Below are 15,831 nucleotides of genomic sequence, written 5' to 3'. Positions count from 1 at the left end.
CCCGCGCTAGCCGATGGCCCGCAGGCCTTCGACGATGCGCACGCGCGCCGCCTGCACCGCCGGCACGATGCCGGCGAAGACGCCCACCGCCAGCGCGCATGCCGCCTGCAGCTGCATGGTCTGCGGCGATACCGTGAACACCGGGAACACGCCGCCCACCGCCTGCTTGAAGGCAGTGGCCACCGGCGGCGTGGCCAGCATGCCGAGCGCGCCGCCGGCCACGCACAGCGCCAGCGATTCGCCGAACACCAGCAGCGCCAGGAAGCCGGGGCCGAAGCCCAGTGCCTTGAGCGTGGCGTATTCGACGGTGCGCTCGCGCGCGCTCATCGCCATCGCGTTGGCCATCACCGCCATGATGATCACGATCACCACGTAGGACACCACGCGGATCGCCGCGATGATCTGGTTCGACATCGCGACAAAGCCCAGCTGGAAGGCCTGCTCGGTTTCGGTCAGGGTTTCGGCCAGCGAATTGCGGAATACGCCGTCGACCTGGCGCGAGATCGCCGCGGTGTTGTCGGGGTTGTCGACGCCCAGCACGTAGACGCCGACCTGGTCGGCCTGGCGCGGGGTGCGCTTGCGCACGGTCTCGTTCAGGTATTCCCAGTGGAACACCATCTGGCGCGTGATGGTGCTTTCGTCGCGCCCGTCCATGATGCCGCGCACCACGAATTCCCAGGTGCCGGGGTAGATGGTGCCCTTGATCGGGATCACGTCGCCGACCTTGAAGCCGAACTGGTCGGCCAGCTGGCGTCCTACCAGCGCGCCCTTGCGGTCGCGCTGGTAGTCGGCGCGCTGCGCCTCAGGCACGATGAATTCGGGGTACAGGTCGAGGTAGTTGTCCGAGACCGCGAACTGCGCGAAGAAGTTCTTGGGGTCGCGATAGACCCCGCCGAACCAGTTGGAGCGCGCCACCAGCGTCACGCCGTCGATGCCCTTGATGCGGTTCTCGTAGCTGAGCGGCAGCGGGAACACCAGCGAGATGGCATTGCGCGTGACCAGCCGCGCGCTCGACGCGGCCGAAGCGCCCGCATACCAGGCATCGATCACGGTCTGCAGCAGCCCGAACGCCAGCACCGCGATCACCAGCCCGAACACCGTCAGCGTGGTGCGCAGCTTGTGCCGCAGCGCATTGCGGGCAATCAGCTTGAGCGCGTACATGGTGACTGGAGGCTACGCCGGTTCGCCACGGATCAGTTCCCCCTTTTCCAGATGCACCAGCGAGCCGGCCGCGGCGGCGGCGTGCGCGTCGTGCGTGACCATGATGATGGTCTTGCCGGCATCGGCATTGAGCCGCTGCATCATCGCCAGGATCTCGGCGGCGGAGGTGCGGTCGAGGTCGCCGGTGGGCTCGTCGGCGACGATCAGCGTGGGGTCGGTGATCAGCGCGCGCGCGATCGCCACGCGCTGCTGCTGCCCGCCCGACAGCTCCGACGGGTAGTGGCTCATGCGGTCGGCCAGGTTGACCATGTCGAGCACCAGTTCCACGCGCGCGCGCCGCTCCGCGCGCGGCAGGCGGGTCAGCATCAGCGGCAGCTCGACATTTTCGAACGCGGTCAGCACCGGCATCAGGTTGTAGAACTGGAAGATAAAGCCGACGTTGGCGGCACGCCAGTCGGCCAGTGCTGCTTCGGGCAACTGCGTGATGTCCAGTCCCGCGACGCGCAGCGTGCCGCTGTCAGGCCGGTCGATGCCGGCAATCAGGTTCAGCAGCGTGCTCTTGCCCGAGCCGGACGGCCCCATCAGCGCGACGAAATCGCCTTCGCCGATCTCCAGCGAGATATCGGTCAGCACCGGCACGGTCTGCACGCCGCGCCGGTAGGACTTGGCGACGTGGTCGATCTGCACCAGCGGCGCGGCGCTCATGCGGGCCTCCTCATGGCTTGGCCGTGCTGACGCGGCTGCCGTCGCCGATCTGCTCGCTCGGCGACAGCACCACCACGTCGCCCGGCTTGACGCCCTGCACGGCCACCAGTTCGCCCAGCTTGTCGCCGGTCTTGACCGTCATCTCGTGCGCCTTGCCGTCGCGGACCACGTAGACCACCTGGCGGCCGTCGCGCGTGGCCACCGCCGCCGGCTGCACCGCGACCACCGGCTCGCGGTCCTGCGCGGTGGCGGCACGCGACAGGAAGGCGATCTTGGCGCTCATGTCCGGCAGCACGCGCGCATCGCGGTCGACAAAGCGCACCTTGACCAGCACGGTAGCCTTGGAGCGGTCCACCGTCGGCACGATGCGCGAGACCTGCCCGGCCAGCCGCAGGCCGGGCAGCGCGTCGAGCAGCAGCTCGCAGGGCTGGTCGGGGCGGATCCTGGCGATATTGGATTCGGCGACATCGGCCTCGACTTCCAGCGTCTCCATGTCGGCGATGGTGACGATCGCCCCCTTGGTGTCGGCGGCGGCGGAGAACGGCGTGATGTTGTCGCCCACGTTGGCATGCTTGACCAGCACCACGCCGTCGAACGGCGCGCGCACCACGGTCTGTTCCACCGCCACCTCGGCCGCGCGCGCATTGGCCCGCGCCGAGGCGATCGAGGCGCGCGAGCTGTTCACCGAAGCCCGCGCCTTGTCATAGCGCGCCACGTCGGCGTCGTACTGGGTGCGCGATATGGCGTTCGGCACGATCAGCAACTTGGAGCGATGCAGGTTCACCTCCGCGTCCTTCAGCTCGGCCTGCTGCAGCGCCAGGTTGGCCTGCGCCACCTGGACCTGCGCCTGCGCCTGCGCGAACGAGGCGGCCACGTCCTTGCTTTCCAGCCGCGCGATGATCTCGTCCTTCTTCACGCGCGAGCCTTCGAGCACGCCCAGCCATTCCAGCCGGCCCTGCGCCTTCGACGCGACCGCCGCCTTGCGCTGCGGCACGACATAGCCGGTGGCGTTCAGCAGCGTGAAGTTCTGCGTGGGGTAGGCGGAGGTGACCGTGGCGGTCTGCACCGGCCGCGGCCCGGCCAGCCGGATGGCAATGCCGGCCAGGACCAGCAGCACCAGCGCGATGGCCGCGTAGCGCAGCCATTTTCGACGGGGGCGGGTGCGGACGCCGGCCGCGGCGGGATTGCGGTCGATCTTGAGCCTGGACAGGTCGTGGTCAGCCACTGCGCGCTTCCTCTCGCTGGGATGGGCGGGGCTGTCAGTATAGCGGTGATAAGGAGGGACTTCGCGACCTGCGCGCCAGCCAACGACCGCTTGTTTGCTCTCTCTCCCGCTTGCGGGAGAGGGTTGGGGTGAGGGCGGGAGCGTCCACGAGGTAAAGGCGATTGGTATGCCAGCGCCGGCCCTCTCCCTCGGCCTCTCTCCCGCAAGCGGGCGAGGGAGCAAGGCAGCTAGTGCTTTCCCTCCACCGCCACCTTCAGCTTGCCCAGCGCAAACTCCCACTGCCGCCCGATCGCTTCCAGCGACCGGCGCGCGGCCTCGAGCTGGCCCGGCTCGAACTGCCACAGGCGCTCGCGTCCGGCGCGGCTGTCATGCACCAGCCCGGCCTGAGCCAGCACCTGCAGGTGCTTGGTCACCGCCTGCCGCGTCATGGCGCTGCCCGCGGTCAGCTGCGCGATCGACATCGCGCCGCCGGCGCACAGCGCCGCCACCAGCCGCAGCCGGGTTTCATCGCCGAGCGCGGCAAAGACGGCGGCGGATTGCCGCAGTTCGGGCGCGTCAGGCAGCGCCGGCGACATGCTTGCGGATATTGTCGACCTGCGCATCCCAGCCGCCGCTGTTGATGCGGAACGCTTCCTGGCGGCGTTCCGGCGCAATCCGGTCAAAGCCGGACTCGACCACCGTCAGCATGGTGCCGCCTTCCACCTCGCGCAGCGTAAATTCCACCAGCGTCGCCGGCTCGTCCGAGTAGACGCGTCCGCGTTCCAGCGGAGCCGGATGCCAGCGCCACGACAGCAGCCGTTGCGGCTCCATGCGGTCCACCTGCACGTCGAACTTCAGGTACTCGTAACCCGGATAGGTGATGCTGCCCACCACATGCGCGCCGGGGGCGAAGGTGGCGCCGTCAAAGCGGACGCCGAACCAGCTGCCGAAGGTATCGGCATCGGTCAGTGCGTGCCAGACGCGCGCCACGGGGGCTTCGATCAGGATGCTGCGTTCGATGCGGTCGGTGTCGGAAGGCATGGGCGGTCTCCTGGGGTGGATCGATGTGCAACTAAGTGGTTGCATATTAGGCGACGCGATCGGTTACCGCAACCGATGCCTTCCGTCCTGCCCGCTACATCCCGCGCCAGACCGGCTTGCGCTTCTCCACGAACGCCTTCAGTCCTTCCTTGCGGTCCTCGGATTCGATCGCCACGGCGGCGATCGGCATCTGCCTGTCCCAGCCCTCTTCGTCGGTCCAGTTGGCGGACTGGAAGATGATTTCCTTGGCGGCGGCGAGGCCGGTCGGGCCGTTGGCCATCAGGCGTTCGGCCAGGGCCAGCGCTTCGCTCAGCGCCTGGCCAGGCTCGACCACCCGGTTGACCAGGCCCACCGCCGCGAAGAAGGCGGGATCCTTCAGGTCGCCGGTCAGCGCCAGTTCCATGGCGATGTGGTAGGGGATGCGCCGCGGCAGCCGGAACAGCCCGCCGCCGATGGCGGCCAGGTTGTGGCGGACTTCCGGCAGGCCCATGCGGGCGTTCTTCGCGGCGACGATCAGGTCGCACGACAGGCACAGCTCCAGCCCGCCGCCGACCGCCACGCCTTCGACCGCCGCGATCAAGGGCTTGCGCGCGGGTCGTTTGAATACGCCGAAGCCGCCGCGCGGCGGACTTTCGCGCAGCTCGCCGCGCGCAGCCGCTTTCAGGTCGGCGCCGGCGGAGAAGTCGCCGCCGGCGCCGGTGACGATGCCGACGAACAGGCTGGGGTCGTGGTCGAGCTGGTCCATGGCCGCGTTCATCTCCAGCGCGGTCTTGCCGTCGCAGGCGTTCTTCACTTCCGGCCGGTTGATGGTGATGACCAGCACATGGCCGTGGCGCTCGGTCAGCACGCGCGGCATAGCGGTGTCTGCATTGGTGTCTGACATGCCGTCTCCTTTACAGGGCGAACGAGAAGCCGCCATTGACCGGATAAGTCTGGCCGGTGATCCAGCTGCTGGCGTCCGAGGCGAGGAAGGTCACCATATTGGCGACGTCGTTGGGCCGGCCCGGGCGCCGGATCACGTATTTCTCCATGATTTTCTTGGTGCGCTCGGGGTCGGCCTTCAGCCGTTCCTCGATGGCCGGGGTCATGGTGGCGGAGATCGCGACGCAGTTCGCGGTGACGTGGTAGCGGCCCATGGCGCGCGCCACGCCGCGCATGAAGCCGGCCGCGCCGGCCTTGGCGCCCGAATACACCTCCAGGTTCGCTTCGCCCATGCGGCCGGCGTCGGAGATGATGGTGATGATGCGGCCCGACTGGCGCGCGATCATGTCCGGTATGGCGGCTGCGGTGCAATGGATCACGCCGTAGAAGTTGACGCCGATGAAGCTGTTCCAGGCATCGGGGCCGGTTTCCCAGAACGGCTTGCGTGCATCGGCGTTGGGCGTGGCGCCGGCGTTGCCGGCGTTGTTCACCAGCACGTCGACGCGGCCATAGGCCTCGCGGGCCCTGGCAAACATCGCCTGCACGCTTTCGTGGCTGGTCACGTCCGCCTGCACGGCGATGGCGCGTCCACCGGCGGCGCGGATTTCCTCGGCCACCGCTTCGGCGCGGTCGAGGAAGTAGTCGTTGACCACCACGCCTTCGGCATCCTGGGCGGCGGCGTGCAGCGCGATCTGGCGGCCGACGCCTTGCCCGGCACCGGTCACCAGCATCACGCGTTCGCTGAGGCTGAGCAGGTTGTTCATACGTTTTTCTCCTTGTCTTTCCAGAAGGGGGCGCGCAGGTCGCGCTTGAGCAGCTTGCCGACGGTGTTGCGCGGCAGTTCGTCGACGATGCGGATGTTGCGGGGGCGCTTGTACGAGGCGAGCTGGCCGACGCAGTGCTCCAGCAGCGCGCGTTCATCGACGCTCAGGCCGGGCTTGATCTCGCAGAACGCCATCACGCTCTCGCCGAACTCTTCATCGGGAATGCCGATGACCGCGGCGTCGGCAACGGCAGGGTGGGTTTGCAGCGCCGCCTCGATCTCGGCCGGGTAGATGTTCACGCCGCCGGAAATGATCATGTCCTTGGCGCGGTCGCTGATGTAGAGATAGCCCTCTTCGTCCAGCCGCCCCACATCGCCGGTGCGGAAGAAGCCGCGTGGGTCGCGCGTGTCGGTGCCGAGCGCCGCGGCGTTCAGGTAGTTGCGGATGACCACCGGCGTCCACGCCCAGATCTCGCCCGTCTCGCCGACAGGTAGTACCTGGCCGGCGGCGTCGCGGATCTCGATGCGCACGTGGCGGTATGGCCGGCCGCTGGAGCCGGGCTTGCGCCCCTGGTCGCCGGCCATCATGCGGCTGACCATGCCGGTCTCGGTCGAGCCGTAGCCTTCGTAGAGGCAGTCGCCAAGATGCGTGATGATCCATTGCTTGAGCGCGTCCGACACCGGCGCCGCGCCCACCGTGATCGACTGCAGCGACGACAGGTCGTGCTGTGCCACCGTGCCGGGCGGCAGCGCGGCCAGCCGCTTGAACATGGTCGGCACGCCGGTCCAGTGGCTCACGCGGTAGCGCTGGATGGCGTCGAGCACCGCAAGCGGGTCGTAGCGCCGGATCATCACCGTGAGCGCGCCGGCCTTCTGCGCCGCCCAGACCTGCGACGGACCCGAGCCGTGGTGCACCGGCATGGTTAGCAGGAAGCGGGCATCTGCCGAGGTGGTGCGGTGCGCGCCGACATCGGCCAGGTACTCGGCCACGATGGGATCGGACATGTCGGCGCTGCCGCGCAGCAGCACGCCCTTGGGCAGGCCGGTGGTGCCGGAGGTGTAGATGATCAGGCCCGGCTGGCCGGCGGAAAACCGTGCCGGGCCGGGGGCGGCGACGAGATCGGTGTAGCGATCGAAGCCGGCGGCGGCCACGTCCAGCGACACCGCGGCCTTCAGCGGCTGGCCGTCAAAGGCCGGCAGCAGCGCGGCCGGGTCGGCGTCGTCGCACAGGATGGCGTTGGCGCGGCTGTTGTTGAGCACGTAGCGCACCTCGGCCGGCGTCAGCCGCCAGTTCATGCCCAGCAGCGAGCAGCCGAGCTTGCCGCAGGCCGCGGCGATGGCCATCCACTCCAGCCGGATCTGGGTACGGACCACGACGATGTCGCCCGGGCCCAGCCCACGCGCGGCGAGGCCATGCGCGAGCCGGTTGGCCTGGTCGTTCAGCGCGGCCCACGTCAGCGCGCGGTCGCCCTCGATGGCGGCGAGCGCGTCGGGCCGCTCGCGCGCCCAGTGCTCGACGGTGCCGGGCTGCGGCGTGCGCGCAGCCTCTGCAGAAACTTGCATGTTGTCTCCTTGGATCCCGGATGGTCACGACAGCAGGTGGCGGGCCAGCACGCGGTACTTGTGCAGCTCGGTCGGACCTTCGTAGATGCGCGCGAGGCGCTGGTGGTTGTACCAGTGCGCCAGCGGGTTATCGAGCGCGCAGCCGGCGGCGCCGTAGAGCTGGATGGCGCGATCGATCACGCGGTCGACCATCTCGGTGCAGGTCATCTTGACCATGCCGGCTTCGATGCGCGTGTCTTCGCCGGCGTCGTGGCGCTCGGCGCTGCGGTAGACCAGCAGGCGGTTCTGCTGGATTTCCACCCAGGAGTCGACGATGGCCGACTGCGTCGCCTGCAGCGTCGCAAGCGGTTCGCCGAAGACTTTCCGCTCCTTGCTATAGGCAATCATCATGTCGAGGCAGCGCTGCGCGATGCCGAGCGCGCGCGCGGCCACGTCGAAGCGCGCCGCCGACAGCGCCTGCTGCGCCTGGCGGAAGCCGCCGCCCTCGCTGCTGACCAGCGCATGCGCCGGCACCCGGCAGTCGTCGAAGATCAGCTCATGCGTGACGAAGCCGCCGAGCATCGGGATCTCGCGCCGGATCATGCCGGGGTTGTCGGCCTCCACCGCGAACATGGAGATGCCGCCGGCGCGCTTTGCCTTGTCGGTGCGCGCCACCACGAAGACCAGATCGGCGTCGGCCACATTGCTGATGAACACCTTGGTGCCGTTGAGTGCCCAGCCGTCACCCTCGCGGCGGGCAAAGGTCTGGATGGCGCCGGCCGGGTCGGCGCCGCCGCCCGGCTCGGTCTGGGCAAAGGCCAGGGCCTTGGTGTCGTTGAGGAAGGGCTCCAGGTAGCGTTCGCGCTGTTCGCCCTGCAGGCCGTACAGGTTGGCCAGGGCCCGGCCGCCGAAGCGCAGCGGCGTCAGGCAGCGGAAATTCTCTTCGGTGATGGCCAGCAGCGTGACCAGCGGTAACCCGGCGCCACCCAGGTCTTGCGGCACCCCCAGCCGCCACAGGCCAGCCTCCTTGGCCGCGCGGCGTCCCGGCGCGTAATCGGCGCGGCTGAGTTTGTCTCCCCGGAGAACACGCGCCTCTAGTGGCATCTGGAAATCGTCGACCAGCCGCCGGACCAGCTCCCGGATGGCGCGCGTCTCCTCGCTGAATGCATACATCGTGGTTCGCTCCTTGTTGGACGGCGTGCTGATATCCCAGCGCGCTAATTTATTAGATAGTGGACTAGGAAATTATGTAAACCTCGGGATAAACCCTAGCGGCCACGACGAAAATCGGCCGAAGTAGGGAAATACCCGCGAATCGATGTGTTTCCTCGATTGGATACTTGCAGTGAATCTAATAAGTTAAGAGACTAAACGGAACGCACCCAACGTTCCGGATACCGTCCCATGCCCGACTTCCTGAAACCCCAGCTCTATGCCCTGCCCGCCGACGGCCGGCCGGTGCTGCGCGGTGGCCGTTGCTGCTGCGGCCATGTGTTCTTTCCCATGCAGGCCTACGGCTGCGAAGCCTGTGGCGCGACCGGCGAGGCGCTGACCCCGGTGCCGCTGGCGGGGCGAGGCCGGCTGGTCGCCTCGGCGCGGGTCATGCTGCATGCGCGCAAGGACCGCGAGCCGCCGTTCACGGTCGTTACCGTCAAGCTCGACGACGGTCCGGTGCTGCGCACCTTGCTCGATGGCAATCCCGAGGCGCCGCTACGCGCAGGCCAGCCGCTCTACGCCACGCTGGCCGAGGTCAATGGCCCCGACGGTCCCGCACTCGACCTGCGCTTCACGCCGACGCCCTGAGTTCCGCCGATCCGAATTCCCGAGTTCCCAATTCCCGAATACCCAAAGGCCCATGCAACGCACCCTCAAGGACATGCGCCCGGTCTACGTGATCGGCGCCGGCTGGCACCGTTACCAGCCGCTCAGCGAAGACACTTACGCCACGCTTGGCCTGGCCGCCGTGCGCGGCGCACTGGCTGACGCCGGCATCGAATGGCCGGCGGTGGAATCCGCCTACTTCGCCAAGGCGCTGCTGCCGATGGCGCCTGGCCGGCCGATGCTGCGCCACCTCGGCGCCACCGGGATTCCGGTGATGCACGTGGAAAACGCCTCGGCGTCGGGCTCGGCGGCGTTTCGCCAGGCGTGCATGGAGGTGGCCAGCGGCATGTGCGACGTGGCGCTCGCGGTGGGGGTCGACAAGCCCGCGCCGGTAACGCGGGCCGAGGCCGCGATGGGCATTGCGCAACTGGCCGAGGACGCCATCGTCCCGTTCACGCACTTCGCCCTGCTGGCCGACCAGTACGCCCAGCGCCACGGCGTGGACCAGGAAGACTTTGCCCGCGTGGCCGTGAAGAACCACGGCAACGGCGCGCGCAACCCTCACGCCCACCGGCAGCAGGCCCGCACGCTGGACGAGGTGCTCGGTGGCCGCCCGGTGTCCGGCAGCCTGACCACGCTGCAGTGCTGCCCGGTGGGCGAGGGCGCGGCGGCGGTGATCGTCGCGTCCGAAGACGCCATCCGCCGCCTCGGCGTGGGCGGCGGCAAGCCGGTGCGCGTGACGGCCTCCGCTGCGCGCAGCCAGCGGCTGTATGAAGACGCCACCCGCTTCGACGCCAACCTGACCGAGGAAACCACGCGCCTTGCGCTGCAGCAGGCCGGCCTGCGTCCGGAGCAGATCGACGTGCTCGAACTGCACGACGCGTTCACCGTGGAAGAAGTCGAGTATGTCGAGGCCATGGGCCTGTGCGGCGCCGGTCGCGCCGTGCCGCTGCTCAAGGAGGGCGCGTGGGACATCGGCGGGCGCTGCGCCGTGAATCCGTCGGGCGGGCTGATCGCCATGGGCCACCCGATCGGCCCGACCGGTATCGGCCAGATCGGCGAAATCGCGCTGCAGTTGCGCGGCGACGCCGGTGAGCGCCAGCACGCCGGCGCGCGCGTGGGCCTGGCGCACATGGTGGGCGTGGGCGCGGTGTGCTACGTGCATACGCTGCAGCGCGATTGAGCCGCGACGGCGCGCGGCCAGCGGCGCGCCGGCCTGGCATCGGGGAAGGAATCCGCGCACAGACGCGGCAGCAGGAGCACCGGCAGGCGCCAGACCGGCCGGGCATCACCAAAGGAGACAACATGGGTTGGACAAGACGCACGCGCCATCCGCTGGCGCGCGCCGGTATCGCGCTGATGGCGGCGCTTGCCGGCGCGGCGGCAGCTTCGGCCGCCGAAGACCCCGCCCCGCGCCGCGGCGGCACGCTGACGGTCGGGCTGGCGCAGGACCCGGCCGTGGTCGACCCGATCCGTACCGGCACCTTCACCGAGCGGCAATTGTCGACGCCGGTCTATGAATCGCTGTTCGACATCGACACCCGTGGCCGGGCGGTGCCGTGGCTGGCGCAAAGCTACACCGTGTCCGAAGACGGGCTGCGCTACCGCATCCGCCTGCGCCAGGGCATCCGTTTCCACGACGGCACCCCGTTCGACGCCGAGGCGGTGGTGGCCAACCTGCAGCGCACGCGCAACCCGGCCAACCGCTGCCGCTGCCTGAGCAGCATGCGCGAAATCCGCGAGGTGCGCGCGCTCGATGCGTCCACCGTGGAATTCGTGCTGAACGAGCCCAATGCCGCGCTGCCGACGGTGCTTGCCGATGCCGCGGGCATCATGGTCTCGCCCACGGCCTTCAAGGCCGACCCGGCCGGCATCGGCACGCGCCCGGTCGGCACCGGCCCGTTCCGCTTCGTCGAATGGGTGCGCAACAGCCGCTTCGTGGTGGCCCGCAATCCGGACTACTGGCGCCCCGGCGAGCCTTACCTCGACCGCGTGGTGTTCCGCGGCATGCAGAACCCCGAGACCCGGGAATCGGCGTTCCTGTCAGGCCAGACCGACATGATCCTGCAGCCCACCGCGCGCTTCGTCTACACCATCCGCACCGACAAGCGCGTGGCGCTGTACTACCCGGACGGCTTCGGCACCGAGGGCGTCTACTTCAATTTCAACCAGCCGCCGCTGGATGACCTGCGCGTGCGCAAGGCCGTGGCCCACGCCATCGACCGCCCGCTGCTGGCGCGCACGCTGGGCTTCGGCGTGCCGACCCTGGCCTACAGCCCGTTCGGCAAAGGCGTGGCCGGCATCACCCAGCCCACCGATGTCTATCCGGCCTACGACCTGGCCCGCGCCAGGGCACTGCTGGCCGACTACGGCAAGCCCGTGTCGTTCACGCTGCAATACAACAACAGCCCCGACACCCGCAACCTGGCGCAGGCGCTGCAGCAGATGTGGGAAGAGGCCGGCATCAAGGTCGAGCTGGTGCCGTTCGACCAGAACCGGCTGGTGCAGAACATGAGCTCGCACCAGTTCGAGGCCAGCATTTACCGCTTCACCGGCCGGGCCGACCCGCATTCCAACGCGTTTATCTTCTTCCACTCGCGCTTCGCGCCGGTCAAGCCGAGCAGCAACTACGGCGGCTACCGCAACGCCCGCGCCGACCGCCTGCTGGAGGACGGCATGCGCACCAGCGACCCCGCGCGCCGCGCCGCGATCTACAGCGACTTCGCCCGCGTGCTGGTGACCGAGGTCATGCCCTACGCCTTTCTCTACAACGTGGGCGACACCATCGCCGCGCGCAAGACCGTGCGCGGCATTACCGTGGTGCCGGATGGCCTGGTCCGCTTCGGCGGCATCTGGCGCGAAACAGGAGGCCATGCGCGATGAAACTCAAACGCTTGCTGACCGGCTTGCTGACCGTGGCCGCCACCCTGGTTGCGGTCTCCATGGTGAGCTTCCTGCTGGTGGCGCTGCTGCCCGGCGATATCGCCCTGATCATCCTGGGCGACGCCGCCACGCCCGAGCGCGTTGCCGCGCTGCGCCACGATCTCGGGCTGGACCAGCCGCTGCCGCTGCGCTACCTGAGCTGGCTGTGGAACGTGCTGCAGGGCGACCTCGGTCACGCCATCCATTCCGGCGAGGCCACGCTGGACGTGATCCTGTCGCGCCTGCCGGTGACGGTCGAACTGGTGCTGCTGACGCAGGTCGTCGCGCTCGGGCTGGCGGTGCCGCTCGGCATCCTCAGCGCCTACCGGCGCGGCAGCAAGCTGGACCACGGCGTGCTGGCCGGCTGCCTGGCGCTGCTGTCCACGCCCGCCTTCGTGCTGGCGCTGGGGCTGGTCTACGTGCTGGCGCTCAGGCTGCAGTGGCTGCCGGCCACCGGCTACGTCAGCCTGTCGGAAAGTCTCTCCGGCAACCTGGAGAGCATGGTGATGCCGGTGCTGTCGCTGGCGCTGATCGAAGTGCCGGTCTACCTGCGCCTGCTGCGCAGCGAGATGGTCGGCACGCTGCAGCAGAACTACATCGCGCTGGCGCGCGGCATGGGCCTGCCGACGTGGCGCATCCTGTTCGAGAACGCGCTGCGGCCGTCTTCGCTCAACCTGATCACCGTGGTCGGCGTCAACATGGGCCGGCTGATGGGCGGCGCCATCGTCATCGAGACGCTGTTCGCGCTGCCCGGCGTGGGGCAGTTGCTGGTCGAGTCGATCTACCAGCAGGAGTACCTGATGACGCAGGGCATCGTGCTCTTCGTCGCCATCCTGTTCATTCTCGTCAACCTGCTGACGGACCTGGCCTACGCGCTGGTCGACCCCCGTCTGCTCCGCGATGCCGAAGGCTGACCATGCGCCGATCCTCGAAGCTCTACCTGTTCTCGGTGGCCTGGCTGGTGCTGGTGGCCGGCGCCACGCTGCTGGCCGACTGGCTGCCGCTGCGCGACCCCATGCGCCTGCACCTGGCCGACATGCTGGCGCCGCCCGGCGCCAGCCGCTGGTTCGGCGCCGATTCGCTCGGCCGCGACGTGCTGGCCCGCACGCTGTACGGCTTTCGCATCACCGCCGTGGTCAGCCTGGGCTCGGTGGCGCTGGCGCTGCTGATCGGCGGCACGCTGGGCGTGTGCGCGGGATACTTCCGCGGCTGGGTCGAGCGCGCCATCCTGATGCTGTCGAACGTGATGCTGGCGTTTCCGCCGCTGGTGCTGGTGATCGCCATGGTGGCCTATCCCGGGCCGCCGCTGGTAAAGGTGGTGGTGGCGCTCGGCATCGTGTTCGTGCCGGCGGTGATCCGTATCGCCCGCGCCAACACGCTGCGGCTGGGTGAGCAGCAGTTCGTCACCGCCGCGCGGGCGGCCGGCATGGGCCATGCCCGGCTGATCGTGCGCGAACTGCTGCCCAACCTGGTGCCGGCGCTGCTGGCCTACAGCCTGCTGCTGCTTGCCATCGGCGCCCTTGCCGAGGCCGCGCTGAGCTTTCTCGGGCTCGGGGTGCCGCCGCCGGCGCCGTCGCTGGGCTCGATGATGGCGAGCGAGCAGTCGCGCGTGGTGGAGGGGCCGCATGCGGTGTTCTTTCCCGCCGGCATGCTGTTCCTGACCATATTCGCGCTCAACCAGGTGGGCGAAGAACTGCAGCGCCGTCTCGACGGCAGGGCGAGGGCCGCATGATCACAACCAATTCCGCATCCGCAAGCAGGCCGCTGCTGGAAGTCGCCGACCTGCAGACCGAATTCGTGCTGCCGCAAGGCGTGCTGCGCGCCGTCGACGGCGTGTCGTTCACGCTCGAAGCCGGCAAGACGCTCGGCGTGGTGGGCGAATCGGGCTCGGGCAAGTCGGTGCTGGCGCGCAGCCTGATCGGCCTGCTGCCGGCGGGCGTTGCCCGCACCCCGGGCGGGCGCATCGATTTCAACGGGCGCGACCTGCGCCAGCTTGGCGAGCGCGACATGCGCGCCGTGCGCGGCAAGGAGATCGCCATGATCTTCCAGGACCCGCTGACCTCGCTGAACCCGGTGCTGACCATCGGCCGACAGCTCGAGCAGGTGCTGCGCCAGCATACCGACCTGCCGGCGCGCGCCGCGCGCGAGCGGGCGGTGGAGCTGCTGGACGACGTCGGCATCGCCGATCCGCGCCAGCGTGCCCGCGAGTACGCCCACCGGCTGTCGGGCGGCATGCGCCAGCGCGTGGTGATCGCCATCGCGCTGGCCTGCGCGCCGCGCCTGCTGATCGCCGACGAGCCCACCACCGCGCTCGACGTCACCGTGCAGGCGCAGATCCTGGACCTGCTGCGCCGCCTGCAGCAGCGCCACGCCATGGCGATGCTGCTGATCACCCACAACTTTGGCGTGGTCGCCGAAATGTGCGACGACGTCGCCGTGATGTACGCCGGCCGCATGGTGGAGCAAGGCAGCGTCGCCGACGTGCTGCAGCGCCCGCGCATGCGCTATACGCACGCGCTGCTGCAGTCGGTGCCGCGCGCGGATGCCGAACCGCATGCCCGCCTGCCCGCCATCCCGGGCCAGCCCCCCGACCTGACCGCGCCGCCCGCCGGCTGCCGCTTCGCCCCGCGCTGCGCGGCACGGGGCGGGCAATGCGACAGCGCCGCCCCGGATACCCGGCCCGCCGGCGGCGGCCATTTCTACGCCTGTTGGCACCCTGTGCAGGAGACCTGACGTGACCGCCCGACTTCCTACCCCGGTGCAAGACACCGTCACGCTGGTGCGCGCCCGCAACCTGGTGCAGACCTACCATGCCAAGGGCGGCCGGCGCGTGCAGGCGCTCTCGGACGTCTCCTTCGACCTGCGCCGCGGCGAAACGCTCGGCGTGGTGGGCGAGTCCGGCTCGGGCAAATCGACCCTGGCGCGCGCGCTGATGGCATTGCCGGCGCCGCAGTCCGGCTCGGTCGATTTCGACGGCGTGCCGCTGGCCCAGGCCCGCGGCGCCGCCTTGCGCAGCCTGCGCCGGCGCATGCAGATGGTGTTCCAGGACCCGCTGTCATCGCTCAACCCGGGCCAGCGCATCCTCGACATCGTGCAGATGCCGCTGGTGGTGGCGGGCGAGGGCAGCGCCGCCGAGCGCCGCGCCCGCGCCGCGCAGGCGCTGGCGGACGTGGGGCTCGATGCCGGCGTGGTCGGCGCCCGCCGGCCGTGGGAGCTGTCCGGCGGCCAGTGCCAGCGCGTCAGCATCGCCCGCGCGCTGGTGCTGCGCCCGCAGCTGCTGGTGTGCGATGAACCGGTCTCGGCGCTCGATGTCTCGGTGCAGGCGCAGGTGCTCAACCTGCTCGAAGACGCCAAGGCGGCCCATGGCCTGACCCTGCTGTTTATCTCGCACGACCTGGGCGTGGTGCGCAGCATCAGCGACCGGGTCATGGTGATGTATCTTGGCAAGGTGTGCGAACTGGCGCCGGCGGGCTCGCTTTACCGCGCGCCGCGCCATCCGTACACTGCCACGCTGCTGGCCTCGGTGCCGTCGCCGGACCCTGCGCGGCGCCTGCTGCGGCCGGTGCTGGCGCACGGCGAGACGCCGTCGCCGCTGGACGTGCCATCCGGCTGCCGCTTCCGCACGCGCTGCGCCAGCGCCAGCGCGCGCTGCGCGCAGGAAGCTCCCGCGCTGCAGGCGTGCGCGGACGCGCCCGGGCACGCCGTTGCCTGTCATCACCCGCTGCCGCTGTCATGACCATGGACAGCGCTG

The 15,831-nt window shown here is 69.6% G+C and carries 16 protein-coding genes; 7 read left to right on the top strand and 9 right to left on the bottom strand.

Annotation, left to right across the window (positions count from 1 at the left end; genetic code table 11):
- Positions 1–6: 6 nt before the first annotated feature.
- From CBM2594_RS23315 to CBM2594_RS23275, 9 genes are all read right to left on the bottom strand, one after another.
- The gene (locus tag CBM2594_RS23315; RefSeq protein ID WP_116359160.1) at positions 7–1,161 is read right to left on the bottom strand and encodes an ABC transporter permease; all 1,155 of its coding nucleotides are present in this window, start codon (positions 1,159–1,161) and stop codon (positions 7–9) included.
- 12 nt (positions 1,162–1,173) lie between these two features.
- Entirely contained in the window at positions 1,174–1,866 is a 693-nt protein-coding gene (locus tag CBM2594_RS23310) for an ABC transporter ATP-binding protein (RefSeq protein ID WP_116359159.1), read from the bottom strand.
- A gap of 10 nt (positions 1,867–1,876) precedes the next feature.
- Complete coding sequence (locus CBM2594_RS23305) at positions 1,877–3,091, bottom strand: efflux RND transporter periplasmic adaptor subunit (RefSeq protein WP_116359158.1); 1,215 nt, start codon at positions 3,089–3,091, stop codon at positions 1,877–1,879.
- A gap of 227 nt (positions 3,092–3,318) precedes the next feature.
- Positions 3,319–3,666 (bottom strand): ArsR/SmtB family transcription factor, encoded by a 348-nt coding sequence (locus tag CBM2594_RS23300; RefSeq protein ID WP_116359157.1) that lies wholly within the window; start codon positions 3,664–3,666, stop codon positions 3,319–3,321.
- Complete coding sequence (locus tag CBM2594_RS23295; RefSeq protein ID WP_116359156.1) at positions 3,647–4,111, bottom strand: SRPBCC family protein; 465 nt, start codon at positions 4,109–4,111, stop codon at positions 3,647–3,649. The genes CBM2594_RS23300 and CBM2594_RS23295 overlap by 20 nt, the downstream gene beginning before the upstream one ends.
- Before the next feature lie 94 nt (positions 4,112–4,205).
- Positions 4,206–4,994 (bottom strand): crotonase/enoyl-CoA hydratase family protein, encoded by a 789-nt coding sequence (locus CBM2594_RS23290; protein ID WP_232346722.1) that lies wholly within the window; start codon positions 4,992–4,994, stop codon positions 4,206–4,208.
- Positions 4,995–5,004: 10 nt separating this feature from the next.
- Complete coding sequence (locus CBM2594_RS23285; protein ID WP_116359154.1) at positions 5,005–5,796, bottom strand: SDR family NAD(P)-dependent oxidoreductase; 792 nt, start codon at positions 5,794–5,796, stop codon at positions 5,005–5,007.
- Positions 5,793–7,358 carry a class I adenylate-forming enzyme family protein gene (locus tag CBM2594_RS23280; RefSeq protein ID WP_116359153.1) on the bottom strand — a complete coding sequence of 522 codons (1,566 nt, stop codon included), beginning with the start codon at positions 7,356–7,358 and terminating at the stop codon, positions 5,793–5,795. Before CBM2594_RS23280 ends, CBM2594_RS23285 begins: the two co-directional genes overlap by 4 nt.
- A gap of 24 nt (positions 7,359–7,382) precedes the next feature.
- Positions 7,383–8,510, bottom strand: a complete 1,128-nt coding sequence (locus CBM2594_RS23275) for an acyl-CoA dehydrogenase family protein (protein WP_116359152.1) — start codon at positions 8,508–8,510, stop codon at positions 7,383–7,385.
- 231 nt (positions 8,511–8,741) lie between these two features.
- Here CBM2594_RS23275 and CBM2594_RS23270 point away from each other — a divergent pair, with 231 nt between their 5' ends.
- The 7 genes from CBM2594_RS23270 (at position 8,742) to CBM2594_RS23240 (ending at position 15,816) form a co-directional block, all read left to right on the top strand.
- Entirely contained in the window at positions 8,742–9,140 is a 399-nt protein-coding gene (locus tag CBM2594_RS23270) for a Zn-ribbon domain-containing OB-fold protein (protein ID WP_116359151.1), read from the top strand.
- A 52-nt stretch (positions 9,141–9,192) separates the two neighbouring features.
- Positions 9,193–10,341 carry a thiolase family protein gene (locus tag CBM2594_RS23265; RefSeq protein WP_116359150.1) on the top strand — a complete coding sequence of 383 codons (1,149 nt, stop codon included), beginning with the start codon at positions 9,193–9,195 and terminating at the stop codon, positions 10,339–10,341.
- A 122-nt stretch (positions 10,342–10,463) separates the two neighbouring features.
- Positions 10,464–12,041 (top strand): ABC transporter substrate-binding protein, encoded by a 1,578-nt coding sequence (locus CBM2594_RS23260; RefSeq protein WP_116359149.1) that lies wholly within the window; start codon positions 10,464–10,466, stop codon positions 12,039–12,041.
- Positions 12,038–12,994, top strand: coding sequence for an ABC transporter permease (locus CBM2594_RS23255; protein ID WP_116359148.1), 957 nt, complete (start codon positions 12,038–12,040; stop codon positions 12,992–12,994). Before CBM2594_RS23260 ends, CBM2594_RS23255 begins: the two co-directional genes overlap by 4 nt.
- Positions 12,995–12,996: 2 nt before the next feature.
- Positions 12,997–13,812, top strand: a complete 816-nt coding sequence (locus CBM2594_RS23250; protein ID WP_116359147.1) for an ABC transporter permease — start codon at positions 12,997–12,999, stop codon at positions 13,810–13,812.
- On the top strand, positions 13,809–14,813 hold the full coding sequence (locus CBM2594_RS23245) for an ABC transporter ATP-binding protein (RefSeq protein WP_116359146.1): 1,005 nt from the start codon (positions 13,809–13,811) through the stop codon (positions 14,811–14,813). Before CBM2594_RS23250 ends, CBM2594_RS23245 begins: the two co-directional genes overlap by 4 nt.
- A gap of 1 nt (position 14,814) precedes the next feature.
- Positions 14,815–15,816 (top strand): ABC transporter ATP-binding protein, encoded by a 1,002-nt coding sequence (locus tag CBM2594_RS23240; protein ID WP_116359145.1) that lies wholly within the window; start codon positions 14,815–14,817, stop codon positions 15,814–15,816.
- Positions 15,817–15,831: the final 15 nt, after the last annotated feature.

The sequence above is a fragment of the Cupriavidus taiwanensis genome (genome assembly GCF_900249755.1).
In the GTDB taxonomy this organism is placed as follows: Bacteria; Pseudomonadota; Gammaproteobacteria; order Burkholderiales; family Burkholderiaceae; genus Cupriavidus; species Cupriavidus taiwanensis_D.
The sequence above is the reverse complement of the archived record's forward strand: the minus strand, read 5'-3'. Positions and strand labels throughout refer to the sequence as shown.